The 24,822-nt window shown below is 72.2% G+C and carries 20 protein-coding genes and 2 pseudogenes; 9 read left to right on the forward strand and 13 right to left on the reverse strand.

Features of this window, described 5'->3' with window-relative positions; genetic code table 11:
* The first annotated feature begins 140 nt into the window (after positions 1–140).
* From ACGF5U_RS29985 to cseC, 4 genes are read left to right on the forward strand one after another with little or no spacing between them, the layout of a single operon-like run.
* Positions 141–776 (forward strand): SigE family RNA polymerase sigma factor, encoded by a 636-nt coding sequence (locus ACGF5U_RS29985; protein WP_392717744.1) that lies wholly within the window; start codon positions 141–143, stop codon positions 774–776.
* Positions 764–1,534 carry a hypothetical protein gene (locus tag ACGF5U_RS29990; protein ID WP_392717746.1) on the forward strand — a complete coding sequence of 257 codons (771 nt, stop codon included), beginning with the start codon at positions 764–766 and terminating at the stop codon, positions 1,532–1,534. The genes ACGF5U_RS29985 and ACGF5U_RS29990 overlap by 13 nt, the downstream gene beginning before the upstream one ends.
* A 35-nt stretch (positions 1,535–1,569) precedes the next feature.
* Entirely contained in the window at positions 1,570–2,277 is a 708-nt protein-coding gene (gene cseB / locus ACGF5U_RS29995) for a two-component system response regulator CseB (RefSeq protein ID WP_392717748.1), read from the forward strand.
* A gap of 26 nt (positions 2,278–2,303) precedes the next feature.
* Positions 2,304–3,638, forward strand: coding sequence for a two-component system sensor histidine kinase CseC (gene cseC / locus ACGF5U_RS30000; RefSeq protein ID WP_392717750.1), 1,335 nt, complete (start codon positions 2,304–2,306; stop codon positions 3,636–3,638).
* 154 nt (positions 3,639–3,792) lie between these two features.
* Here cseC and ACGF5U_RS30005 read toward each other — a convergent pair whose 3' ends face one another.
* Positions 3,793–4,527 (reverse strand): M23 family metallopeptidase, encoded by a 735-nt coding sequence (locus ACGF5U_RS30005; RefSeq protein ID WP_392717752.1) that lies wholly within the window; start codon positions 4,525–4,527, stop codon positions 3,793–3,795.
* Positions 4,528–4,988: 461 nt separating this feature from the next.
* Between ACGF5U_RS30005 and dacB the strand changes: the two genes are divergently transcribed.
* From dacB to ACGF5U_RS30020, 3 genes are all read left to right on the forward strand, one after another.
* The gene (dacB, locus tag ACGF5U_RS30010; protein WP_392717754.1) at positions 4,989–6,671 is read left to right on the forward strand and encodes a D-alanyl-D-alanine carboxypeptidase/D-alanyl-D-alanine-endopeptidase; all 1,683 of its coding nucleotides are present in this window, start codon (positions 4,989–4,991) and stop codon (positions 6,669–6,671) included.
* A gap of 61 nt (positions 6,672–6,732) precedes the next feature.
* The gene (locus ACGF5U_RS30015) at positions 6,733–7,071 is read left to right on the forward strand and encodes a trypco2 family protein (RefSeq protein WP_392717756.1); all 339 of its coding nucleotides are present in this window, start codon (positions 6,733–6,735) and stop codon (positions 7,069–7,071) included.
* Complete coding sequence (locus tag ACGF5U_RS30020; RefSeq protein WP_392717758.1) at positions 7,068–9,986, forward strand: NACHT domain-containing protein; 2,919 nt, start codon at positions 7,068–7,070, stop codon at positions 9,984–9,986. The genes ACGF5U_RS30015 and ACGF5U_RS30020 overlap by 4 nt, the downstream gene beginning before the upstream one ends.
* 262 nt (positions 9,987–10,248) lie before the next feature.
* Here the strand turns inward: ACGF5U_RS30020 and ACGF5U_RS30025 are convergent, their stop codons facing one another.
* Positions 10,249–12,777, reverse strand: a complete 2,529-nt coding sequence (locus ACGF5U_RS30025; protein WP_392717760.1) for an ATP-dependent Clp protease ATP-binding subunit — start codon at positions 12,775–12,777, stop codon at positions 10,249–10,251.
* Positions 12,778–13,206: 429 nt separating this feature from the next.
* Between ACGF5U_RS30025 and ACGF5U_RS30030 the strand changes: the two genes are divergently transcribed.
* Entirely contained in the window at positions 13,207–13,767 is a 561-nt protein-coding gene (locus ACGF5U_RS30030) for an SCO3374 family protein (protein ID WP_392717762.1), read from the forward strand.
* Here the strand turns inward: ACGF5U_RS30030 and ACGF5U_RS30035 are convergent.
* The 11 genes and pseudogenes from ACGF5U_RS30035 to ACGF5U_RS30085 all read right to left on the reverse strand — a co-directional run bounded on the left by ACGF5U_RS30035 (position 13,746) and on the right by ACGF5U_RS30085 (position 23,486).
* Positions 13,746–14,081: an Lsr2 family protein gene (locus ACGF5U_RS30035; RefSeq protein ID WP_392717764.1), complete on the reverse strand. Its 336-nt coding sequence runs from the start codon at positions 14,079–14,081 to the stop codon at positions 13,746–13,748. The genes ACGF5U_RS30030 and ACGF5U_RS30035 overlap by 22 nt on opposite strands.
* Before the next feature lie 281 nt (positions 14,082–14,362).
* Positions 14,363–14,911, reverse strand: coding sequence for an amino-acid N-acetyltransferase (locus tag ACGF5U_RS30040; protein ID WP_392717766.1), 549 nt, complete (start codon positions 14,909–14,911; stop codon positions 14,363–14,365).
* A gap of 11 nt (positions 14,912–14,922) precedes the next feature.
* Entirely contained in the window at positions 14,923–15,444 is a 522-nt protein-coding gene (locus ACGF5U_RS30045) for a BlaI/MecI/CopY family transcriptional regulator (protein WP_392717915.1), read from the reverse strand.
* A 322-nt stretch (positions 15,445–15,766) separates the two neighbouring features.
* On the reverse strand, positions 15,767–15,955 hold the full coding sequence (locus tag ACGF5U_RS30050) for a hypothetical protein (RefSeq protein ID WP_392717768.1): 189 nt from the start codon (positions 15,953–15,955) through the stop codon (positions 15,767–15,769).
* 14 nt (positions 15,956–15,969) lie between these two features.
* A complete protein-coding gene (locus ACGF5U_RS30055) occupies positions 15,970–16,566 on the reverse strand; it encodes a hypothetical protein (protein ID WP_392717917.1) in 597 nt (198 codons plus the stop codon).
* A 338-nt stretch (positions 16,567–16,904) separates the two neighbouring features.
* Positions 16,905–17,711: a type III pantothenate kinase gene (locus ACGF5U_RS30060; RefSeq protein ID WP_392717770.1), complete on the reverse strand. Its 807-nt coding sequence runs from the start codon at positions 17,709–17,711 to the stop codon at positions 16,905–16,907.
* Positions 17,712–17,713: 2 nt separating this feature from the next.
* A complete protein-coding gene (gene nadC / locus ACGF5U_RS30065) occupies positions 17,714–18,745 on the reverse strand; it encodes a carboxylating nicotinate-nucleotide diphosphorylase (RefSeq protein WP_392717772.1) in 1,032 nt (343 codons plus the stop codon).
* Positions 18,746–18,970: 225 nt separating this feature from the next.
* Positions 18,971–20,629, reverse strand: a pseudogene (locus ACGF5U_RS30070) (L-aspartate oxidase); the annotation flags it as partial.
* 290 nt (positions 20,630–20,919) lie between these two features.
* A pseudogene (panC, locus tag ACGF5U_RS30075) lies at positions 20,920–21,993 on the reverse strand (pantoate--beta-alanine ligase); the annotation flags it as partial.
* Positions 21,994–22,157: 164 nt separating this feature from the next.
* Positions 22,158–23,165 (reverse strand): Rossmann-like and DUF2520 domain-containing protein, encoded by a 1,008-nt coding sequence (locus tag ACGF5U_RS30080; RefSeq protein ID WP_392717775.1) that lies wholly within the window; start codon positions 23,163–23,165, stop codon positions 22,158–22,160.
* 117 nt (positions 23,166–23,282) lie between these two features.
* Entirely contained in the window at positions 23,283–23,486 is a 204-nt protein-coding gene (locus ACGF5U_RS30085; RefSeq protein ID WP_392717777.1) for a hypothetical protein, read from the reverse strand.
* Positions 23,487–23,543: 57 nt separating this feature from the next.
* Between ACGF5U_RS30085 and ACGF5U_RS30090 the strand changes: the two genes are divergently transcribed.
* Positions 23,544–24,740 (forward strand): threonine aldolase family protein, encoded by a 1,197-nt coding sequence (locus ACGF5U_RS30090; RefSeq protein WP_392717779.1) that lies wholly within the window; start codon positions 23,544–23,546, stop codon positions 24,738–24,740.
* Positions 24,741–24,822: the final 82 nt, after the last annotated feature.

Here is a 24,822-nt window from a genome sequence, read left to right on the forward strand (position 1 = left end):
CGCCCGGGGCTGTTACACAACCGATGGGCAGCCGTGCGTCCGCCGACGGCTGCCTCGGACAGGCCCGTGACAAGAGCTCCGTAACTTCTCGTGGCGTAGACCAAAGCAGTGCTTGTCACGGGGAACGGAGGCGGTTCGGGATGTCGCACGGCGAGGTGCTCGAATTCGAGGAATACGTACGCACGCGGCAGGACGCCCTGCTGCGCAGCGCCCGACGTCTCGTTCCCGACCCGGTGGACGCACAGGACCTGCTGCAGACGGCCCTGGCCCGTACGTACGGCCGCTGGGACGGCATAGCCGACAAGGCGCTCGCGGACGCGTATCTGCGCCGCGTGATGATCAACACCAGGACCGAGTGGTGGCGGGCCCGCAAGCTGGAGGAGGTCCCCACCGAGCAGCTGCCCGACGCGTCCGTCGAGGACGCCACGGAGCAGCACGCCGACCGGGCCCTGCTGATGGACGTGCTGAAGGTGCTGGCGCCCAAGCAGCGCAGCGTCGTGGTGCTGCGGCACTGGGAGCAGATGAGCACCGAGGAGACCGCCGCCGCGCTCGGGATGTCTACCGGTACCGTGAAGAGCACGCTTCACCGGGCGCTGGCCCGTCTCCGCCAGGAGCTGGAGAGCCGGGACATCGACGCCCGCGCCCTCGGCCGCACCGGCCGGCCGAAGCGTACGGAGGGTACGGAACGTATGGGGCGTGTGGAGCGCATGGACGAACGGCGTCGCCGGCGACCGAGCGGTATCGGCGGACAGGAGCGGGAGCGTTGCGCGGCCTGAGCGGCAGACGCGGAAGCGACACCGGTACGAACCCGGCGGCGAGCACCACGGCGATGGCGGTGGTCGCCGCCGTCGGCCTGCTCGTGACCGGGTGCTCCACCGGGGGTACCGGTGCGCGCGACGAGGGAGCCGCCCGTACCGACCAGGTGAGCCCGTCCACCGTCCCCCGCTCTCCGGCCTCCTCGGCTCCACCGTTCGAGAAGGTCGACGTGATCCGGCTGATCAAGAGCGACCCCAAGGTCAGCGACCAGGTCAAGGACGATCTCAAGCCCTGCGCGGCCGACGCGTACCCGGTGGACACCTCGTACGGGAACCTGACCAACAGCGGTCGGCCCGATGTGGTCGTCAACGTTCTGACGTGCGGTGACGCCGTCGGCATCGGAACGTATGTGTACCGGGCCCGGGCCGAGAAGAGCGAGGACGGCGGGAGCGGCGAGGACGGTTCGGGCGACGCCGGGGACTCGGCAGGCTCGGGCGACTCGGGCGACTCGGGCGGCGGGAGGTACGCGTACGAGAACGTGTTCGCGTTCGAGGAGCCCGCCGTGTACTCCGCGATCGACCGGGGCGACCTGATCGTCACCAAGCAGGTGTACGCGAAGGGCGACCCGGTGGCGTATCCGTCCGGCGAGGACGTGATCACCTACCGGTGGGCGGGGAGCAGGTTCACCGAGCACGACCGGGTGCACAACGAGTACAGCAAAGCGGTCGACGGCGGCGACATCGACGGTCCCGCACCGACCGCGCCGAGCGAGAACTGACCGAACGAGCGAGAAGCGGGAACCGAGGGCGCGGGATGGCCGAGACCCATGTGCTGTTCGTCGAGGACGACGACGTCATCCGTGAGGCCACGCAGCTGGCACTGGAGCGTGACGGCTTCGCGGTGACGGCGATGCCGGACGGGCTGTCCGGACTGGAGGCGTTCCGTGAGCGCCGGCCGGACATCGCCCTGCTCGACGTGATGCTGCCCGGCATGGACGGCGTCAGCCTCTGCCGGCGCATCCGGGACGAGTCCACCGTCCCCGTGATCATGCTGTCCGCGCGCGCCGACTCCATCGACGTCGTGCTCGGCCTGGAGGCCGGGGCCGACGACTACGTCACCAAGCCGTTCGACGGCGCGGTGCTGGTCGCCCGGATCCGTGCCGTCCTGCGCCGCTTCGGGCACGCGGGCCGCACGCCCGGCGGCGACGGCGCGGGCCCGGACGACGACGCCGACACGGGCGTACTGGTCTTCGGCACCCTGGAGGTGGACACCGACGGCATGGAGGTACGCAAGGACGGCGCGCCCGTGGCGCTCACCCCGACCGAGATGCGGCTGCTGCTGGAGTTCTCGTCGGCGCCCGGCACCGTCCTGTCGCGCGACAAGCTGCTGGAGCGGGTCTGGGACTACGGCTGGGGCGGCGACACCCGGGTCGTCGACGTCCATGTGCAGCGGCTGCGCACCAAGATCGGCCAGGACCGGATCGAGACGGTCCGCGGCTTCGGCTACAAACTCAAGGCGTGACGGGCCCAGAGCATGACGGTCGCCCGATGAAGTACCTCGCCCTGCGCACCGGTGTGCGCTGGAAGATCTCCATCGCCATCGCGGCCGTCGGCGCGCTGATCGCGGTCGCGCTCAGCCTTGTCGTCCACAACGCCGCACGCGTGTCGATGCTCGACAACGCGCGCGAGGTCCAGATGGAGCGGCTGCTGTTCGCCCAGCGGATGTACGAGTCGTCCAAGCCGAAGGAGGCCAGGTTCGGCACCAAGCTCAACGACCCGGCCCTGCCGCGCGAGCTGGACCGGCTCATGCGCCAGAAGCGGCGCGGGACGTACGTGCAGGAGCACACGAGCGGGGCGCCGGACGTGTGGGCGGCCGTGCCGCTCGGCAACGGCGACGTCCTGTCGCTGCACACCCGGTTCGCCGACCGCAGCGCGACGATCATGAAGGACCTCGACCAGGCCCTCGTCGTCGGCTCGGTGTCCGTCGTGTTCGGCGGCTGCGCCCTCGGCGTGCTGATCGGCGGCCAGCTGTCACGGCGGCTGCGCAAGGCCGCCACCGCCGCGGGCAAGGTCGCCCAGGGCAACACGGACGTCCGCGTCCGGGACGCCATCGGCGGTGTCGTACGGGACGAGACCGACGAGCTCGCCCGCGCCGTGGACGCGCTGACCGACGCGCTGCACGAGCGGATCGAGGCCGAACGCCGCGTCACCGCGGACATCGCGCACGAGCTGCGCACCCCCGTCACGGGACTGCTCACGGCTGCCGAACTGCTGCCGCCCGGCCGCCCCACCGAACTGGTACGGGACCGGGCGCAGGCGATGCGGACGCTGGTCGAGGACGTGCTGGAGGTGGCGCGGCTGGACAGTGCTTCCGAACGGGCGGAACTCCAGGAGATAGCGCTCGGCGAGTTCGTCGCCCGCCGGGTCGCGGTGCTGAACCCGGAGGCGACGATCCGGGTGGTGCACGAGTCGTGGGTCAACACCGATCCGCGGCGCCTGGAGCGGATCCTCGGCAACCTGCTCACCAACGCCGCCAAGTACGGCAAGCCGCCGGTGGAGGTCACCGTCGAGGGCCGCGTCCTGCGGGTGCGCGACCACGGCCCCGGTTTCCCCGAGGAGCTGCTGCGTGAGGGCCCGAGCCGCTTCCGTACGGGCGCGAGCGACCGGGCGGGAGCGGGGCACGGGCTCGGGCTGACCATCGCGGCGGGCCAGGCGCGCGTCCTGGGCGCGCGGCTCACCTTCCGCAACGCGGCGCCTGAGGGGACGGAGGCCGGCCGCTCGGGCGGCGCGATCGCGGTGCTCTGGCTGCCGGAGCACGCGCCGACGGCGACGGGCAGCTTCCCGATGATCTCGTTCCCGGACGACATCCGGCCCCCGGCGTAGTGCCGGGGGTCGGATGGCCGTGAGGTCGTCCGCGCCCGCTGCCGGGTGCGCGGCGCGTGTGGCGCGTGTGGCGCGCGTCGTGTGTGGTGCGTGTCCCGCTGCCGCGCGCCGAGCCTGCGGTGCGTGTCCCGCTGGGGGCCGTGCGTGCCGTGCGTCAGATGGTGACGCCCTCGGCCCGCAGGAACTTGGCCGGGTTCACGGACGAGCCGTAGTTCGGGGTCGTACGGATCTCGAAGTGCAGGTGCGGGCCGGACGAGTTGCCGGTGTTGCCGGAGCGGGCGATGACCTGGCCGGTCTTCACCTTCGAGCCGATCTTCACGTTGATCTTGGACAGGTGCGCGTACTGCGAGTACGTGCCGTTGCCGTGCTTGATCACCACGGCGTTGCCGTAGGCCGGGCCGTCGCCGCCACCGTTGGGGCCGGCCTTCACGACGGTGCCGCCGTGCGTGGCCTTGACGGCGGTGCCGACCGGAACCGCGAAGTCCTGGCCCGAGTGCTTGTTCGTCCACATGTTGCCGCCCTGGTTGTAGCTGGCGGTCAGCGTGTAGCCGACGACGGGCTTGACCCAGGACGAGGCCTTCTTGGCGGCGGCCTTCTTGGCGGCGGCCTTGGCAGCGGCCTTGGCAGCGGCGGCCTTCTTCGCGGCTGCGGCCTTCTTGGCAGCGGCTGCCTTCGCGGCAGCGGCCTTCGCGGCTGCCGCCTTCTTCGCGGCGGCGGCCTGGGCGTCGGCCTGGGCGGCGACGGCCGCCGACGCCTCGATGGCGGGCGCGGCCTGCACCTCGGCGGCGACGGCAGTACCGCCTCCGAACACCATCGTCGCTCCCATGCCGGCGGCGGCGAGGGCGGCGACGGCGGCGTTACGGGCGGACTGCTTGACGCGCTTCGACATGCGGGGAAGACCTCCGGGCAAGAACGGACCCGACGCGAGCGGTGCGCCGGGCGGCTGGTCATCCCTTGGTACCGGCTTCTCCCATCCCACCCCAAACGCCCCATCTACGACATTCGGTCGTAGAAACGGGTGTGTGACCCACCTTCTTGACGTCCACCCCCTTCTCCTGCGCAACACCAGCATTTATGGACAAAAGCCGCAGTTTCCTACGAAGTCCAAGGCGGCCCCCCGCCGCGACCCGTCGGCCCCATGGGCGCACCCACCAGCAGGGTGCCATCGGCAGGGCCACTCCACCCCCTTGGGCGCCACATGCCCGAAACATCCCACTATTCCGGCTAGTACCGCTCGGAACGGCTGTGCGCCTTGTCACGACCAGCGGGCCCGAACGCCACCTTTTCCGGGTCCGAAGTCCCGCCACGCCTTCTTCCGGCTCCGCGTCCCCTCCGGGATGCTCCTGTGCCATGAGCAGACCCGTGACGCGTCCATCCGCGCCATCCGCGCCTCGCCCGCACACCCGTCTCTCCACCCCCCGGACCACACCGGCCACCACCCGGACCACGCTCACCACACTGACCGCCGGCCTCGTGAGCATCGCGGCCCTCCTGGGCCTCGTCGGCCTCACGGGCTCCCCGGCCGGCGCCGGCCCCTCCGACACCGGGCTCAAGGGCGCCATCGACAGGATCCTCACCGACCCCCGGCTCGACGGCGGTGCCGTCAGCGTGGCCGTCGCCGACGCCACGACCGGCGACGTCCTGTACCAGCGGGACAGCGGCGACCGGCTCATGCCCGCGTCCAACACGAAGATCGCCACCTCGATCGCCGCCATGGCCCTGCTCGGCCCGGACCACCGGTTCCGTACGGAGGTCCTCACCGTCGGCCGCCGCACCTCCGGCGTCCTGCGCGGCGACCTCTACCTACGGGGCACCGGCGACCCCACCACCCTCGCCACCGACTACGACCGGCTCGCCGCCCGGGTCGCCGCCTCCGGCATCACCCGGGTCACCGGCCGGCTCGTCGCCGACGACACCCGCTTCGACACCCACCGCCTGGGCCGCTCCTGGGCCGCCGACGACGAGTCCTCGTACTACTCGGCGCAGATCTCGCCGCTCACCCTGGCCCCGGACACCGACTACGACTCGGGCACCATCGCCGTCCAGGCCTCCCCGGCCGCGACCGCAGGGGTGAAACCGCAGGTCAGCCTGGTGCCGAAGACCGACTACGTACGGATCGCCAACCGGGCGGTCACCGTCCCGGCGGGCCGCCCCGACACCCTCGCCATCGAGCGCGAGCACGGCACCAACACCATCGTGATCACCGGCGAGATCCCCCTGTCGGCCTCCCCCACCAAGGAGTGGGTCACCGTCGACCAGCCGACCGGCTACGCGACCGCCGTCTTCGCCGACGCCCTCGCCGCCCACGGCGTACGCGTCGACGGCCCCACCAGGCTCGGCGTCGCCACCCCGGTCACCGCCAGGCTCCTCGCAGACCACAGCTCCATGCCGCTGAAGGAGCTGATGCACCCCTTCATGAAACTCTCCAACAACATGCACGCCGAGGCCCTCACCAAGACCATGGGCCACGAGGTCTCCGGGCGCGGCACCTGGAGCGACGGGCTCGCCGCCATCGCCGCGTACCTGAAGAAGGAGGGCGTCGACACCGGGCAGCTCCGTCAGGTCGACGGCTCCGGACTGTCCCGGATGAACCTCTTCCCCGCCGCCCAACTCACCCGGCTCCTCGTCGCCGTCCAGGACGCCCCCTGGTACGCCGACTGGTACGCGTCACTGCCCGTCGCCTGCGCCCAGGACCGCGCGGTCGGCGGCACCCTGCGCAACCGTATGTGCGGCACCCCGGCCGCGCTCAACGCCCATGCCAAGACGGGCTCGCTGACGGGTGCGTCGGCCCTGTCCGGCTACGTCACGGACGCGGCCGGGCGGCGGCTCGTCTACAGCGTCGTCCTCAACAACTACCTGGCGTCGTCGGTGAAGAGCGTCGAGGACGCTGTCGTCGTCACCCTGGCCTCGTCCGACACGGCCGCCGGCGCCATCCGCACGGCGGAGCCCCGTTCCACCCGGGCCACCGAGGAGCCGCCCGAGGGGTCAACCGACGTCGAGTGCGCCTGGCGGAAGCCGGACTCGCCCTGCTGACAGCCGGGTTGTTCCGCCGAAGCCCCGTCGCCCGGACCGTACGGAGGGTACGGTCCGGGCCATGACCAGCATCGAACTCGCCGACGCCATCGCCTCCGTACGCGACCAGCTCGTCGACGCCGCGACCCGCGCCACCGGGCAGCCCGTCGTCTTCGAGATGGGCGACATCGAGATGGAGTTCACCATCGAACTCCGCAAGGAGATCAAGGGCGGGACGAAGGTCAAGGCGTGGGTGGTCGAGGCGGGCGCCGACGCCGCCCGCACGACCGGCGACACGCACCGGGTCGCGTTCACGCTCAAACCCCGCGACGCGCGCACGGGCAGGGGCTGGCTCGTGGGCGACGATGCCGCGGCGGACGTCACCGACTTCGGCGGCGCCGTGCGGGAGGCGTCGCGTTGAGTCCGCGTGGCGCCGTCGCCGTCCTGGGCGAGCGCCAGGGCAGCGGCGTCCTGCTGAGCACCGACACGGTGCTCACCTGCGCCCATGTCGTCGGTGACGGCCCTGTCGCCGTGGCGCTCCCGGGCCGCCCGCACCCCCTGCCCGGCCGGGTCGTCTGGTCGGACCGGCGGCTCGACGCGGCCCTGCTCAAGCTCCTCGACCACGTGGTCGACGAGCGGTACGTGCCCGACCTCAGGGAGCTGGACACCGAGCACCCGGTACGCGGCTGCGAGATCCTCGGCTTTCCCCGGATCCAGCGGTACGACGACGGGCGCAGGCTCGACCTGGACCAGTTCAGCGGCACGGTCCTCCCCCTGGCGGGGCTCGTACGGAACCGGCTCGTCTTCGAGTTCGACCGCCCGCCCGCCACGGAGCCGACCGGCGGGCCGTCGCCGCTCGCCGGACTGTCCGGGGCACCGGTCCTCGCGGGCGCCAGCCTCGTCGGCATCGTGCGCGAGATCCCCCCGGGACGGGGCCACCGGCGGGCCCACTGCGTCCCCCTCCCGTCGGTCACCGCCGACAACCGGTTCCTGGAAGTCTTCATGTCCACCGCCGGGGTCTTCCTGACAGCGCACCTCCCGCCCCTCACCGGTCCGCACGTCGAGGACCGCGCGTACGCCGAGGAGTACGCCGAGGCCCTCGGCGCCGCCTACCGGCGGACGAGGATCTTCGGCCTGGACGAGCTCGGCAAACGGGCGTCCGAGTGGGACCTCGACACCGCGTACCTGTCCCTGGAGGCCGCCTCCCGCGAGCCCGCCGCCACCGCGCCCGCACCCCAGCGCGTCGAGGACCTGCTGGCGTCCCGGCCCCGGGTGCTGCTGCGCGGCGACGCGGGCGCCGGGAAGACGACCCTGCTGTGGTGGCTGGCCGCGCACGCCGCCGCGGGCACGCTCGGCCCCGAGCTCGCCGAGCTGAACGGGCGGGTGCCGTTCGTGGTGCCGCTGCGCACGCTCCGCGCCCGCGGGGACGCCCTGCCCACCCCTGAGGAGCTGCCACGGGCCGCCCGGCTCATGGTGGACACCGCGCCGGACGGCTGGGCGGGCCGCGTCCTCAAGGACGGCCGAGCGCTGCTGCTGGTCGACGGCCTGGACGAGGTGCCACGGGAGGAGCGCGAAGCCACCCACGCCTGGCTGTCGGGCCTGCTGGCCCGCTTCCCCGGTACACGCTGCGTGGCGACCGTACGGCCGCTCGCCGTCGAACCGGCCTGGCTCGCGTCCGCCGGGTTCGACGAGCTGACACTGCTGCCCATGCGGGACACCGACATCCAGGCGTTCGTCAGCGCCTGGCACAGGGCGGCCCGCCTCGACGCCGACCCGCACGAGGACCTGGACGACCTCGAACGCGGTCTCGCCCAGCAGTTCGCCAGGAACCCCGCCCTGAGCGACCTCGCCCGCACCCCCCTGCTCTGCGCGGTCATCTGCGCCCTGCACCGGCTGCGGCAGGGCTTCCTCCCGGACACCCGGTGGGCCCTGTACGAATCGGCGCTCCAGATGCTCCTGGGCACCCGCGACAGCCGCCGCAGCGTCGACGCCCCCGAGGGCATCACCATGAACGTGGAGGAGCATCAGCAGCTGCTCCAGCGGATCGCGGCCTGGCTGGTGCGCGGCGGCCAGACCGAGTTCACCCGCGACCAGGCGCTGCACCAGCTGGCCCGCGCCCTGCCGGGCATGCCCCGCGTACGGGACCAGGGCGGCCCGGAGGCCGTCCTGAACCATCTCCTCAATCGCAGCGGCCTCCTCCAGGAGCGTTCCGCCGACACGTTCCAGTTCGCGCACCGCACCTTCCAGGACTTCCTGGCGGCAAAGGAGTTCGTGGACGACGACAACCTGAAGGAGATGCTCCAGCACGCCCACGACCAGCAGTGGCACGACGTCCTGCTGCTCGCCGCCGGGCACTGCTCACGCCGTCGGCTGCCGATGCTGGTGAACGGCCTGCTGCAGGCGGGCGACGCCGCCAAGGGCGACCGCCGCACGAGCCTGTACGTGCTGGCCGCCCTGTGCGCCCAGCACGCCGCGTGGCTGGACGAGCACACCGACGAACGCACCCGCGCGGCGGTACGCGGCGTCCTGCCGCCGGCGAACGCCACGCGCTTGCGGGAACTGGCCCGGCTCGGCCCGTACGTCCTGCCGCTGCTCCCCGAACCGGGCGAGCGGCCCGCCCTGGCCGACGACGCGACGTTCCAGCTGCTCAACGAGATCGGAGGCCGGGAGGCCATCCCGTACGCCCGGCGTTTCGTGGCCGACGGCCGACGGCCCAGTCCGTGGCTGGCCTCTCGCTGGTCCGCCTATCCGGCGGAGGAGTACGCCCGCGAGGTCCTGGGCCGCGTGGACCTGACGGCGGTGCTCGTCGTCGTGTCCACCCGGGAGCAGCTCGCACAGCTGCCCCGCCTTCGCCGTGCCGGACACGTGGTGATCATGGGCGACTTCACCGGCGACGAGCTGGGGGCGGCGCTCGCCGGGCACGAGGCCACGCACCTCGACATCTCGAACAACCACGTCCTGACGGACCTGGGCTTCCTGAGCGGGTCGGGTCGCCTGGAATCGCTGTCCCTCGCGCTCTGCCCCGCCGCGGCGGCCGGGACGCTGCCGAGGGGCCTGCCGGGTCTGCGCACGGTTTCCCTGTCCCGGGTGCGGGTGGGCACCGCGGATCTGGAGGCCCTGGCCGGGCTGCCCCGGCTGCGCGCCCTCGAACTGAACGGCACCATCACGGGCGAGAGCGAGAGCGAGAGCGGGAGCGGGAGCGGGAGGCGATTGGACCTGAGGCCGCTGCGTGACGTCCCCGGGCTTTCGATCGGCCTGTCGTCGTCCGTCAAACGCCAGGTCATCGGCCACGAGCTCTTCGGTGACCGCCTGACCGTCACGACCTGGGAGGGCTGAGAGCGGAGAACTCGGAACGCGCTGAGAGCTCGGAAAGCGCTGAGGGCTCGGAAAGCGCTGAGGGCTCGGCACGCTGAGGGCTCGGAAAGCGCGGGGAGCGCTGGGAGCGCTGAAGGCACGCAGAGCGCTGCGAGCGGCTGCGAGCGCCTGCGAGTCCTCGGCGCTCTGAGACGGAAGAAGGGCTCGTCCCGGACCGTGGATACGGTCCGGGACGAGCCCTTCAGGTGTCGCTGCCTCGCGGCCCTACGGCCTCAGCGCGGCGTTACGCGTCCTTCGACAGGTTCGGGCCGCCCGTGCCGCCCGCGGCCTGCTCGATCGGCGGGATGTCCGGCAGAGCCGACTTCTCCTCACCGCGGAAGGTGAACTTCTTCTCCGCACCCTCGCCCTCGGTGTCGACCACCACGATGTGACCGGGCCGCAGCTCGCCGAAGAGGATCTTCTCCGAGAGGATGTCCTCGATCTCGCGCTGGATGGTCCGGCGCAGCGGCCGGGCACCCATCACCGGGTCGTAGCCGTGCTTGGCGAGGAGCTCCTTCGCGGAGCCGCTGAGCTCGATGCCCATGTCGCGGTCCTTGAGGCGCTCGTCCACCTTGGCGATCATCAGGTCGACGATCTGGATGATGTCGTCCTGGCTGAGCTGGTGGAAGACGACCGTGTCGTCGACACGGTTCAGGAACTCGGGCCGGAAGTGCTGCTTCAGCTCTTCGTTGACCTTCGCCTTCATCCGGTCGTATCCGGTCTTGACGTCGCCCTGGGCCGCGAAGCCGAGGTTGAAGCCCTTCGAGATGTCCCGGGTCCCGAGGTTGGTCGTCATGATGATGACCGTGTTCTTGAAGTCCACGACCCGGCCCTGGGAGTCGGTCAGGCGACCGTCCTCCAGGATCTGGAGAAGGGAATTGAAGATATCGGGGTGGGCCTTCTCGACCTCGTCGAAGAGGACGACGGAGAACGGCTTGCGGCGCACCTTCTCGGTGAGCTGGCCGCCCTCTTCGTAACCGACGTATCCGGGCGGGGAGCCGAAGAGGCGGGAAACGGTGTGCTTCTCGCTGAACTCCGACATGTCGAGCGAGATCATCGCGTCCTCGTCGCCGAAGAGGAATTCGGCGAGCGTCTTGGACAGCTCGGTCTTACCGACGCCGGACGGGCCGGCGAAGATGAACGAGCCACCCGGGCGCTTCGGGTCCTTCAGGCCGGCCCGCGTACGGCGAATCGCCTGCGAGAGGGCCTTGATGGCGTCCTTCTGCCCGATGACGCGCTTGTGCAGCTCGTCCTCCATGCGGAGCAGACGGGAGGACTCCTCCTCCGTCAGCTTGAAGACCGGGATGCCGGTGGCGGTCGCGAGGACCTCGGCGATCAGCTCGCCGTCGACCTCGGCGACGACGTCCATGTCGCCGGCCTTCCACTCCTTCTCCCGCTTGGCCTTCGCCGCCAGCAGCTGCTTCTCCTTGTCGCGGAGAGACGCCGCCTTCTCGAAGTCCTGGGAGTCGATCGCCGACTCCTTGTCCCGGCGGACGCCCGCGATCTTCTCGTCGAACTCGCGGAGGTCCGGCGGCGCGGTCATCCGGCGGATACGCATCCGGGAACCGGCCTCGTCGATCAGGTCGATCGCCTTGTCCGGCAGGAAGCGGTCCGAGATGTACCGGTCGGCCAGGGTGGCGGCCTGCACCAGCGCCTCGTCCGTGATGGAGACACGGTGGTGCGCCTCGTACCGGTCGCGCAGACCCTTGAGGATCTCGATGGTGTGCGGCAGCGACGGCTCCGCGACCTGGATGGGCTGGAAGCGGCGCTCCAGCGCGGCGTCCTTCTCCAGGTACTTGCGGTACTCGTCGAGCGTGGTGGCACCGATGGTCTGGAGCTCACCGCGCGCCAGCATCGGCTTCAGGATGGAGGCCGCGTCGATGGCGCCCTCGGCGGCACCCGCACCGACCAGCGTGTGGAGCTCGTCGATGAACAGGATGATGTCGCCGCGGGTCCGGATCTCCTTGAGCACCTTCTTCAGGCGCTCCTCGAAGTCACCGCGGTAGCGGGAGCCGGCGACCAGCGCACCGAGGTCGAGGGTGTAGAGGTGCTTGTCCTTGAGGGTCTCGGGCACCTCGCCCTTGACGATGGCCTGGGCCAGGCCCTCGACGACCGCCGTCTTTCCGACGCCGGGCTCGCCGATGAGGACCGGGTTGTTCTTCGTACGGCGGGACAGCACCTGCATGACCCGCTCGATCTCCTTCTCGCGCCCGATGACCGGGTCGAGCTTGGACTCACGAGCGGCCTGGGTGAGGTTCCGGCCGAACTGGTCGAGGACCAGGGACGTGGAGGGGGTGCCCTCGGCAGGGCCACCGGCCGTGGCGGCTTCCTTGCCCTGGTAGCCGGAGAGCAGCTGGATGACCTGCTGCCGCACCCGGTTGAGGTCGGCCCCGAGCTTCACGAGGACCTGGGCGGCGACGCCCTCGCCCTCGCGGATCAGGCCGAGCAGGATGTGCTCCGTGCCGATGTAGTTGTGGCCCAGCTGAAGGGCCTCGCGGAGCGACAGCTCCAGGACCTTCTTGGCACGGGGGGTGAAGGGGATGTGACCGGACGGGGCCTGCTGCCCCTGGCCGATGATCTCCTCCACCTGCTGGCGGACCGCCTCGAGCGAAATCCCGAGGCTCTCCAGGGCCTTAGCGGCGACACCCTCACCCTCGTGGATAAGGCCCAGGAGGATGTGCTCGGTGCCGATGTAGTTGTGGTTGAGCATCCGGGCTTCTTCCTGAGCCAGGACGACAACCCGCCGCGCGCGGTCGGTGAACCTCTCGAACATCGTTAATCGCTCCTCAGAGCGGTCAGGCAGTAAGGGGTCGGTCCCCTCCCTGTCCTTCCGCAGCTTAGTCCCGCAAGCGGGGACCGCTCATTCCAACTGCCGACACCCGTCGATGGCCTCCTGACCCGAACGCCGACAAATGCTCCAACCCGATGGTGCGAGACGATGTTCCCGCAGGCCAGGCAGTTAGCCCTACCGGCACTACGCCGATGGCGAACGTGAGACGTCCGCGCCTGCGTGTCGCCCCTCCCCACAAGGGATGTCTTACCCGTTGGCAGTGACACTCCATGCGGCGCACCCCGGTTCCCTCCGCTACGGGCGAACATCCTTGCGCTGCGGAGAGCGTCCGCACGCCCCCGCTTCCGCGACCCAGCGCGATCGACCCCGCACATTCCGTAACTTCCGGGACGCGTCGGGAGTTCCCCGGGTATGGCCTTCACCGTCCCGCTCCCTCGTACGCCGCTCGACGGTGGCACCGCGCGGTGGTACGAGCACGAGCTCGGCTGGGCCACGGCGGCGGGACCGCCGGTGCGGCTCCGCACCGGGCTGCGCTTCGACGCGCTGGAACTGCCCGCCGCCGCCGCGCCCGCCGTACTGGGACGCGTCGATGGCGGCTGGCCCGTCGCGATCGACGGGAGCCGGGTGCTGATGCTCGTGGCCGCGGGGAGCGCTGACGAGCTGCCCGGTCTCCTCGACTGGCTGGAGTGGGGCGGAATCGCCCTGGATCTGACCGCGCACGGGGCGGGCGGCCGGATGACCGCCCCGATTCCCCCTGGATGGAGCGGATCCGGCGCCCACGGCGCCGCTGTGTGGCTACGCCCCCCTGAGCCCGGACGTGAGGTGGAGCCGACGCTCCCGGCCCTGTCGGCCGTGGGGGGCGGTGGCGGCGCACCTTCGCTCGCGCGGCTGGTCGCCGCCGCGGCCACGGAGTGCCATCGGGTACGACTGCTGCGTGCCGCCACGGGCACTCAGCGGTTGGCGTCCTCGTAGGCCTGCTTGATGTCGGCGGGGACGCGGCCACGGTCGTTCACGTTGTAGCCGTTCTCCTTGGCCCACGCGCGGATCTTCGCGGTGTCCGGGCTGCCACCCGAGGCGGCGCGGCCCTTGCCACGGCCACCTGCGGCACGGCCGCCGGTACGCCGGCCGCTCTTCGTGTACGGCTCCAGCAGACCGCGCAGCTTGTCCGCGTTGGCGGTGGTGAGGTCGATCTCGTAGGTCTTGCCGTCCAGAGCGAACGTCACGGTCTCGTCCGCCTCGCCGCCGTCGAGGTCGTCGACAAGAAGGACCTGAACCTTCTGTGCCACCGGATTTCCTTTCATCGAAAATGCAGTACGCGGAAAGGAAACCGCTTTTCTCTGGAAAACACAAACCCTTGGGAGAGGTTCAGAACCGCGAGAACGCGGGAAACGTGCGCGATTCGGACATAGGGATCCGTTCACGATGCCGTACGGGATGCCGGTGCGGGATGCCGGTGCGGGATCGCGGTTCTGGATCCCGGTTCTGGATCCGCGTTCGGGATCGCGGTTCGGGAACCCGTTCGGGATCGCGGTTCTGGATCCCGTTCGGGATCGTGGGCCGCTCTCGGTCACAGGTGCAGAAGCATCCGACTGTTGCCCAAGGTGTTCGGCTTCACTCGTTCGAGACCGAGGAACTCGGCGACACCCTCGTCATAGGAACGCAGGAGCTCCGCGTAGACATCCGCGTCGACGGGCGTCTCACCGATCTCCACGAAGCCGTGCTTCGCGAAGAAGTCCACTTCGAAGGTCAGGCAGAATACCCGGCGCACACCGAGCCACCGGGCGGTGTCCAGCAGCTTGTCCAGCACCTGATGCCCGACACCGGCGCCCTTGAAGTGGGGGTCGACGGCGAGAGTGCGGACTTCGGCGAGGTCTTCCCACATCACATGGAGTGCGCCGCAGCCGACAACGACGGCGTCCTCGTCGCGTTCCGCGACCCAGAACTCCTGGATGTCCTCGTAAAGCGTGACGGTCGCTTTGTCGAGCAGGATGCCCGAGCCGACGTACGGGTCGACAAGGCGGCGCACCGCCGGGACATCGGTGGTCCTGGCCCGCCGGACGGTCACGGTTTTCACAGCGGCATTGGGGCGTGGAGACGGGTGCTCTGAGGAGGACATGGCTGGAGACGCTATCGCTCGGGGCCGGTGCCGCCATCGGCGCCCTCGGGGTGCCCGTGGGCTTCTTCCGGGCCCTGTTCCCGTTCCGGGCCCTGTTCCCGTTCCGGTCGGTGTTCCCGTTCCGGTTGCCGGTGCGGTTCGCCTCGCACTTCACCACGGCCTTCCGCTTCGGCTTCCGGTTCCGGGGATGAGGAGTGCTCATCGGGAGTGTCTCGTCGCGCGATGCGGATGGCATCGCCGAGAGCTTCGCGCTGTTCCGGCGACATCATGCCGAAGAAGGCGACGAGTGCCGCCGCCGGGTTGTCGCTCTTCGACCAGGCTTCGTTCATCAGTGCGGCCGAGTAGGCGGCGCGCGTCGAGACGGCGGTATATCGATAGGCGCGGCCGGCGACTTCCCTGCGCACCCAGCCCTTCTGATGGAGATTGTCCAGCACGGTCATGACGGTGGTGTAGGCGATGGACCGTTCCTGCTGGAGATCCTCCAGCACTTCCCGGACGGTGACGGGGCGGTTCCATTGCCAGACGCGTGTCATGACGGCGTCTTCAAGCTCTCCCAATTGACGGGGCACGTCGCCACCATAGTGTGAGATGTCGGAATAGCTTGCTATTGACATAACAAAAAGGACGTACGACGTAAACCGGTCGTACGTCCTCTAAGGGAGCCCCGCCCGCGCGGCGGACGCCCCGCAGCCAGGGCGCCTTCCCGCTCCCCGGGCTCACGGCCGGCCAGCCGGGCGGGCGCGGCCGGGCGGGCGCGGTGCGGCGATCGCCGCCGGTGGGCGCGGTGGGGCGATCGCCGCCGGGTGGGCGCGGTGGGGCGGCCACCGCCGGGTGGGCGCGGGGAGGCGGCTGCGGTCAGGCGCGGCCGGTCTGCGGGGACGCCTCCGCCTGGCGGGCGGCCTCGGCGCGCGCGAGCGCCGCGTCCACGGCCGCGTCCTCCTTGGCCTTGTTCGGACCGCCCTGGCTCTTGACGATCGTCACGACGAGGCCGATGAAGAACGCGGCCATCCCCACGGGCGGCAGGAGCGCGGATACGTATTCCATGCCGTCCAGACTAGCTACCCGGCCGCGCGTTTCTCCGACGGGGGCGGCGGCGCGGGACGGCGGCGCGGCGGAAACACCTCGGACGGCTTGGGGACGGGCCGTTCCGGCGCGGGCGCCGGCGGCTTGGGGGGCCTCGGCTTCGATTCGCCGCCCTCGCCCGAGCGGCCGCCCGGGAGGGCGAACAGCCGGGTGCGCGGGCCGGCCGGCGCGGGCACCATGGCCGTCGCCGCCGCGGGGCGGCGCCCCGCCAGGCGGGCGCGCAGCGACCGCTCGGCCAGCAGCTGGCAGCGGCTCAGCAGCGCGGCACCGGCGGGCGTCGAACGCAGGGTCCGCAGGGCCGCGAGGTCGTCGGGGCGGGGGTCGTAGCCGGCGGCCAGCGCGTCCTGGAGGAGCTCCAGGTAGCCGGGGGCCGCACCGGGCAGCGAGGTCCGGTAGCGGCCCAGGTCCGCGAGGACGAAGGCCCGCATCCGGCCGGCCTCACGGGCCGCCTCGTCCACGGCGTCGGCGAGCCGGAAACAGTCCCGTACGTCCTCGTCGTCCAGTGGGGTGGGGTGGAGGGCGTGGCCGAGGGCGCGTCGAAGCACTCGCAGCTCGTCTGCGCTGAACGCCAGGCCGCCTCGTGATCCGTATGGCGTGGGCATGCTCCGACAATACGTGCTTATCGGACAAAATTCGTCTAGGCGGGATCGCTGGGCGCGTTGTCCCGCCCCTGCTGGCCTACCCCGGGCGGGCGGCCCCGGGCCGGGCCGGTGGGCACGCGTACCCGAAGCCGGGGTGCACCGGGCAGGGCGCCTCGGGTGAGGCGTACCCCGGGTACGCCTCACCTTGGGAAAGGCGTACCCCGGGTGGGGGCGCCTTGGGGAAGGCGTGCCCCTGGCGGGGGCGCCTTGGGGAAGGCGTGCCCCGGGCGGGGGCGCCTTGGGGAAGGCGTGCTCCCGGGGCGCGGCCCTCACATGCGCGAGACGTTCCGCTCGTACACCAGCCGCAGGCCGATCAGCGTCAGCCACGGCTCGTGCTCGTCGATCAGGGACGCCTCGCCCAGCACCATCGGGGCCAGTCCGCCGGTCGCGATGACCGTGACGGCGGACGGGTCGCCGCCGGGGCCGGCCAGCTCGCGGCGCATCCGCTGCACGACCCCGTCGACCTGGCCCGCGAAGCCGTAGATGATGCCCGACTGCATCGCCTCCACCGTGTTCTTGCCGATCACGCTGCGCGGGCGGGTCACCTCGATCTTCCGCAGCTGGGCGCCCCTGACGCCGAGCGCGTCGACGGAGATCTCGATACCGGGCGCGATGACGCCGCCCACGTACTCGCCGCGCGCGCTGACCGCGTCGAACGTCGTCGCCGTACCGAAGTCCACGACGATCGCGGGGCCGCCGTACAGCTCGATCGCCGCCGCCGAGTTGATGATGCGGTCGGCGCCGACCTCCTTGGGGTTGTCCGTCAGGACCGGTACGCCCGTCTTGATGCCGGGCTCGACCAGGACCGCCGGGACGTCGCCGTAGTAGCGGCGGGTCACCTCGCGCAGCTCGTGCAGGACGGACGGGACCGTGGAGCAGATCGCGATGCCCTCGATGCCGTCGCCGAGCTCGTCGCCGAGCAGCGGGTGCATGCCCATCAGGCCCTGGAGCAGGACGGCCAGCTCGTCGGCGGTCCTGCGGGCGTCCGTGGAGATCCGCCAGTGCTCGACGATCTCCTCGCCGTCGAACAGGCCGAGGACGGTGTGGGTGTTGCCGACGTCGATGGTGAGCAGCATGGTCAGTCGGCCTCGCGCAGGTCCAGGCCGATGTCCAGGATCGGGGACGAGTGGGTGAGCGCGCCCACCGCCAGGTAGTCGACACCGGTCGCGGCGTACGCGGCGGCGTTCGCCAGGGTGAGGCGGCCGGAGGACTCCAGGACGGCGCGGCCCGCGACGATGGTGACGGCCTCCTCCGTCTCGGCCGGCGTGAAGTTGTCCAGCAGGATCAGGTCGGCACCGGCGTCCAGGACCTCGCGCACCTGGTGCAGGGTGTCCACCTCGACCTCGATCGGCACGTCGGGGAAGCGTTCCCGCACGGCCTTGAACGCCTGGGCGACCCCGCCCGCCGCGACGACGTGGTTGTCCTTCACGAGGGCCGCGTCCGACAGCGACATGCGGTGGTTGACGCCGCCGCCGCAGCGCACCGCGTACTTCTCCAGGGCGCGCAGCCCCGGGGTCGTCTTGCGGGTGTCGCGCACCTTCGCCTTGTAGCCCTCCAGGGCGTCCGCCCACGCGCGCGTGGCGGTGGCGATGCCGGACAGCCGGCACATGATGTTCAGGGCGCTGCGCTCACCGGTGAGCAGGTCGCGGGTGCGGGTCGTGACGGACAGCAGCTTCTGCCCGGCCTTGACGCGGTCGCCGTCGGAGACGTGCCGCTCGACCTCGAACTCGTCGGTGCAGACGATGGACAGCACCGCTTCGGCGATGTGGATGCCGGCGACCGTGCCGTCCTCGCGGGCGGTGAAGTCGGCGGTGGCCACGGCGTCCTCGGGGACGGTCGCGGCGGTCGTCACGTCCACACCGCCGTCGAGGTCCTCCTCGATGGCGCGGTACGCGACGTCCTCGACCAGTACGGGGTCCAGCCCGGCGTTCACGAGGAGCGCGGCCAGCGCGGGGTCGAGCCCGCACTCGTACACCTCGTCCATGTCGCCGTCTCCCCCACAGCCGCAGCCGTCGCCGCAGCCACCGCCGCCACCGGCCGCTTGCGCCGGGGCGCCGATCTGGATCAGGGGTACGTCCACGGGCTGCGGGCGTTCTTCGGGCGTGCTCATGGTCTACGGCTCCCTGGGGGCGGCGGTCGGGACGGTCAGGTCGGTGGGAGGGGCGGTGGGATCAGCCGGGGCGGTGGGACCCGCCGGGGCGGTGGGACCGGCCGGGGCGGTCGAGGCGGTCACGTCGGTGGGACGGGTCGGGTCCGCCGGGGTCGTTGACGTCGCCGAGGCCGTCGACGTTGTCGAGGTTGTCGAGGTCGGCGAGGCCGTCGCGGTCGTCGCGGTCGTCGGGGGGAAGTCCTGGGTGGCCGTGGTGCGGACCTGCAGGGTCCGGTCCGGCGCGAGGCGTACGACGAGGTGGCGGCGCCACACCGTGTCGTCCCGGTCCGGATGGTCCTCACGCCAGTGGCAGCCCCGGGTCTCCTCGCGGCGGCGCGCGGCGGCGACCAGCACCCGCGCCACGCACAGCAGGTTCGTGGTCTCCCAGGACTCGACCCCGGGCTCGGCCGCCTTGTGCGCGGCGCTCACGGCTTCGCCGTGGACGGCCTCCAGCCGGTCGGCGGCCTCGGCGAGACTGGCGGCGGAGCGCAGCACTCCGGCACCGCCCGTCATCACGTGCTGGATACGGGACCGGGCGGCCGGGTCGAGCAGCGGCAGCACCCGCGGAACGGGGTGCGGCACGGGGGCACCGGCCTCGACCCTGCGGGCCGCGATGTCGTCGGCGATGCGCTCCGCGAAGACCAGGCCCTCCAGGAGCGAGTTCGACGCCAGCCGGTTCGCGCCGTGGACGCCCGTACAGGCGACCTCGCCGCACGCGTACAGGCCGGGCACGGTCGTACGGCCGTGGAGATCGGTGCGGACACCGCCGGACGCGTAGTGGGCGGCGGGGGCGACCGGGATCGGCTCGGTCACCGGGTCGAAGCCATGGGCGCGGCAGGAGGCGAGGATCGTCGGGAAACGGGACTCCCACATCTCGGCGCCGAAGTGGCGGGCGTCTAGGTACATGTGCGCGGCACCCTGCTCGCGCATACGGCGCATGATGCCCTTGGCGACGATGTCGCGCGGGGCCAGCTCGGCCAGCTCGTGCTGCCCGACCATGAACCGGACGCCGTCCGCGTCGACCAGATGGGCGCCCTCGCCCCGTACCGCCTCCGAGACCAGCGGCTGCTGGCCCTCCGCGTCCGGGCCGAGGAACAGGACGGTGGGGTGGAACTGGACGAACTCCAGGTCGCTCACCTCGGCACCGGCCCGCAGCGCGAGCGCCACACCGTCGCCGGTGGAGACCGCCGGGTTGGTGGTGGCCGAGAAGACCTGGCCCATGCCGCCGGTCGCGAGGACCACCGCCGGGGCGTGGACCGCGCCGACGCCGTCGTGCTGGCCCTCGCCCATGACGTGCAGCGTCACCCCGGCCGTACGGCCGTCGGCGTCCGTGAGGAGGTCCAGGACGAGGGCGTTCTCGATGGTGCGGACCGCGCGCTCGCGTACGGCCTCCACCAGGGCTCGGGAGATCTCGGCGCCCGTCGCGTCGCCGCCCGCGTGGGCGATGCGGCGCCGGTGGTGGCCGCCCTCGCGGGTCAGCTCGATGGTGCCCGTGTCGTCGGTGTCGAACCGGGCGCCGGTGGCGATGAGCCTGCGTACGGCGTCGGGGCCCTCGGTGACCAGGGCGTGCACGGCCTCCTCGTCGCACAGGCCGGCGCCCGCGACGAGCGTGTCGTCCCGGTGCTGGTCAGGCGTGTCGCCGTCGCCGAGCGCTGCCGCGATGCCGCCCTGCGCCCACCGCGTGGAGCCGTCGTCGAGGCGGGCCTTGGTGACGACGACGGTACGCAGCCCGGCGGCCGTGCAGCGCAGGGCCGCGGTCAGCCCGGCGACGCCGGAGCCGACGACGACCACGTCCGCGTCGAGGGCCCAGCCGGGGGCCGGGGCCTGGAGTCGTATGCCGGTCATGCGGGGGCTCCGGGGTCGCTCGTGGTGGTGCTGGGCGTATCGGCGGTGCGGGGCGCCGTGCGGGTGCTGCGGGGTGGCGTATCGGGCGTGCGGGGAGTTCGGGAACTGCGGGAGGTGCCACGCGGCATGTCGGCGGTGCCAGGGGGTGTGTGCGTGGTCCCAGGCGGTGCGGGGGTGGTCCCGGGCGGTGCGGGGGTGGCCCGGGGCGGCGTGTCGGCCGTGCCAGGCGGCGTCTGGGTGGTCCCGGCGGGTGCGGGGGTGGTCCGGGGCGGCGTGTGCGTGGGCCCGGGCGCGCCGAAGGTCAGGGGCAGGTTGTCGATGAGACGCGTGCTGCCCACCTTCGCGGCGACCGCCAGGATCGCCTCGCCCGTGTAGTCGTCGGGGACCTCCGTGAAGTCGGCCGGATCCACCAGGGCCAGGTAGTCGAGGACGAGCGGCGGCTCCGCCTTCGCCGCCTCGTCCAGCACCGCCCGGGCCGCCGCGCGTACCGCGTCGGCGCCACCGGGGGCCGCCTGGGCCACCGCGTGCGCGTCAGCCGCCGCCCGCGCCTCGCCGATCCGGGACAGGGCCTCCGCACGCGCCTCCGCACGGCTCTCCGAGGCGGGCAGCGACCGGGCGCGGGCGAGCAGGGCCTGCTGGGCGGCGAGCCGGTCGTGGGCCGCGAACAGCGCGCCCGAGAGGGCGAGGGCGGTGCGCCGCTCCCGGTGCGACAGGTACCTGTTGCGGCTGGACAGGGCGAGCCCGTCGGCCTCGCGCACGGTCGGTACGCCGACGATCTCGGCCCGGAAGTTCAGGTCACGGGCCATGCGGCGGATCAGGGCGAGCTGCTGGGCGTCCTTCTGGCCGAAGAACGCCACGTCGGGGCGGGTGAGGTGGAGCAGTTTCGCGACGACGGTGAGCATGCCGTCGAAGTGCCCCGGGCGGGACGCGCCTTCCAGCCGCTCCCCCATGGGGCCCGCGGTGATCCGGACCTGTGGCTCGCCGCCCGGGTACACCTCGTCCACGGACGGGGCGAACACGGCGTCGGCGCCCGCCGCCTCGGCGGTCTTCAGGTCGGCGTCGAGCGTGCGGGGGTAGCGGTCGAGGTCCTCACCCGCGCCGAACTGGAGCGGGTTGACGAAGACGGTGACGACGACGAAGCCCTCGCGGCCGACGTGCCGCCTGGCGGTACGGATGAGGGTGGCGTGACCGTCGTGGAGGGCGCCCATGGTCATGACGACGGCGGTACGGGCGCGCGCACGGCCCGCGGCGCCCCGGTACGTGCCCGGCTGCGCTGCCCCGCTCGCTATGTGGTCGTGGTCCTGCGTCCGGCCCGGCCCGTGGCGCAGCGCCTGGCCCACGGCCTGGTCCATGGCCTGGTCCATGGCGGCCTGGCCCATGTCCACGGCCTCGTCCAGCGCCTGGTCCAAGGCGTGATCCAGCTCCGCGCGGGTGCGGACCAGCCGGAAGGCGCGGCCGGACACGCCGGGGTTCGCGGACAGGCCGTTCGCGGTGCCGCCGCCGGCCGTCGTGCTGCCGAGCGTGTCGCTCATCGGCTGGTGTCTCCTTCCGGGCCTTCGGCGTCGTCGGGACCGCCGGCCCCGGGTCCGCCGGTCCCCGGGCCGGGCGCCTCATGGCTGTCGTGGGAGCCCGCGAGGGGCGTGGCGGGTCGCTCGGCGAGTACCCCGAGCAGGTCCTCGGCCAGCTCGGGCTTGAGCAGACCGTGGGCGAGCGCCCGGTCGGCGGTCGTACGGGCCATCGCCAGATACCCGGCGACGGTCGCGGGGGCGTGCTTGCGCAGCTCGGCGACGTGCGCGGCGACCGTCCCCGCGTCACCGCGAGCGACCGGACCCGTGAGGGCGGCGTCACCGGACCGCAACGCGTTGTCGAGCGCGGCGCCGAGGAGCGGGCCGAGCATCCGGTCGGGCGCGGCGACACCCGCCGTACGAAGCAGTTCCATGGACTGGGCCACCAGGGTGACCAGATGGTTCGCCCCGAGGGCGAGGGCCGCGTGGTAGAGCGGACGCGCCTCCTCGGCGATCCACTCGGGCTCGCCGCCCATCTCGATGACCAGCGCCTCGGCGGCGAGGCGCAGCTCGTCGGGGGCGGTGACGCCGAACGAGCAACCGGCCAGCCGCTGCACGTCCACGCTGGTACCGGTGAACGTCATGGCCGGGTGCAGGGCGAGCGGCAGCGCTCCGGCTCGGCGGGCCGGGTCGAGGACCGCGACCCCGTACCGGCCCGAGGTGTGCACCAGGAGCTGGCCCGGGCGCACGGCTCCGGTCTCGGCGAGGCCCTCGACCAGACCGGACAGGGCGTCGTCCGGGACGGTGAGCAGCACCAGCTCGGCGCGTTCCAGCACCTGGGCGGGCGGGACGACGGGTACGCCGGGGAGCAGCTCGGCCGCGCGCCGCACGGAGGCGTCCGATACGCCGGAGACGGCCACGGGCCGGTGCCCGGCCAGCCGCAGGGACGCGGCAAGGGCGGGACCCACCCGGCCGGCGCCTACGACGCCGACGGTGAGCCGGGCGGGGCGGGGTTCTGGTGCTGGATTCACGCGTCGACGGCCTTCCGTTCCAGTCCTCGGTGGGTACCGGACGATTTCTCGTCATGCTACGCCAGCGTTTCGCGCCGTCACCGCGCTGTCCACAGGCCACGAGAGCCGGTCCGATAATCACAGCCACCTGTGGACAGTGCGGTGGATGATCGATGGATGACCGATGACGATGGGCACCACGGACCACACGTCGGACGGCACGACGTCCAGGAGCAGGGTGACGGCGTGGGCCGTGAACAGGGCCATGAGCAGCCGGGTGACGACATGAGCCGTGAGCAGCCGGATGAGCGGCGCCATGAACACTGCCGCGAACGCGGTCATGGGGAACAGCTGGATGAAGAGCCGGATGAACAGCCGGATGAACAGCTGAGTGAACAGGTGAATGAACAGCTGGGAGACCAGCTAGCGGCACAACTGGGGGAACAAGCGACGGAACAGGAGGAGAAGCGACGCAGGTTCGCCGCCTGGAGAGCGGCGCGGAAGGTGCTGTGGCGCTCCTCGGCGGACGCCACGCTCGGGGAACGGCTGGCGTCCCTGGCCGAGGACGCGGGCTCGGTGTGCGACCTGGACGACGGGGTCGACCTGTACGGGGACGGGGTGGTCGAGGAGCTGGAGCGACGGGTGGCCACGCTGCTCGGATTCCCGGCGGCCGTGTTCTTCCCCACCGGGACCATGGCCCAGCAGGTGGCGCTGCGCTGCTGGGCGGGGCGTACGGGCAACCCGACCGTGGCGCTGCATCCGCTCGCACACCCGGAGCAGCACGAGCGGCGAGCGCTCGGGGCGGTGAGCGGGCTGCGGACGGTCCACCCGACGAACGCGGCCCGGTTGCCGACGGCCGCCGAGATACGGGGCATGGACGAGCCGTTCGGAACGCTGATGCTGGAGCTGCCGCTGCGGGAGGCGGGGTTCCTGCTGCCGGAATGGGACGAACTGGAGGAGGTGGTGGAGGCCGCGCGGGAGCGGGACGCGGTGGTGCACTTCGACGGCGCGCGGCTGTGGGAGTCCGCGACGCACTTCGGGCGTGGGCTGCCGGAGATCGCGGGCCTCGCGGACAGTGTGTACGTGTCATTCTACAAGTCCCTGGACGGGCTGTCGGGCGCGGCGCTGGTGGGCCCGGAGTCCCTGGTGGACGAGGCACGGGCATGGCGGCACCGCTACGGGGGCGTGCTGTTCCAGCAGCACCCGGCGGCGCTGGCGGCGCTGCTGGGTCTGGAGCGGGAGCTGCCGAGACTGCCGTCGTACGTGGCGCACGCCCGCGTCGTGGCGGCGGCGCTCCGGGAAGGGTTCGAGGCGGCGGGCGTGCCGTGGTTCCGGGTGCACCCGGAACAGCCCCACACCCACCAGTTCCAGGTGTGGCTCCCGTACGACCCCGAAGCGCTCACGGAAGCCTCCGTGCGCCAGGCGGAGGACACCGGTGTGGGCCTGTTCCGCCGCTGGTTCGCCCCCGTCCCGGCGGGCCCCCCGGGCGTCGCCGTCACGGAGGTCACGGTCACCGCCCCAGGTCTGACCTGGACGCACCAGGACGTGCTGGACGCGGTGAACGACTTCCTGGCCCTCGCGCGAGGCCGCCGCTAGCCGCCCCGGGCCTGGGCGGCCACCGGCCGGAAACGGGCGGTCGGTACGCCTACCCGTGCGCTCGGCCGGCGGGGGCTAGCGG

Origin of the sequence: Streptomyces sp. NPDC047886 (assembly GCF_043204435.1) — a bacterium.
Lineage (GTDB): Bacteria > Actinomycetota > Actinomycetes > Streptomycetales > Streptomycetaceae > Streptomyces.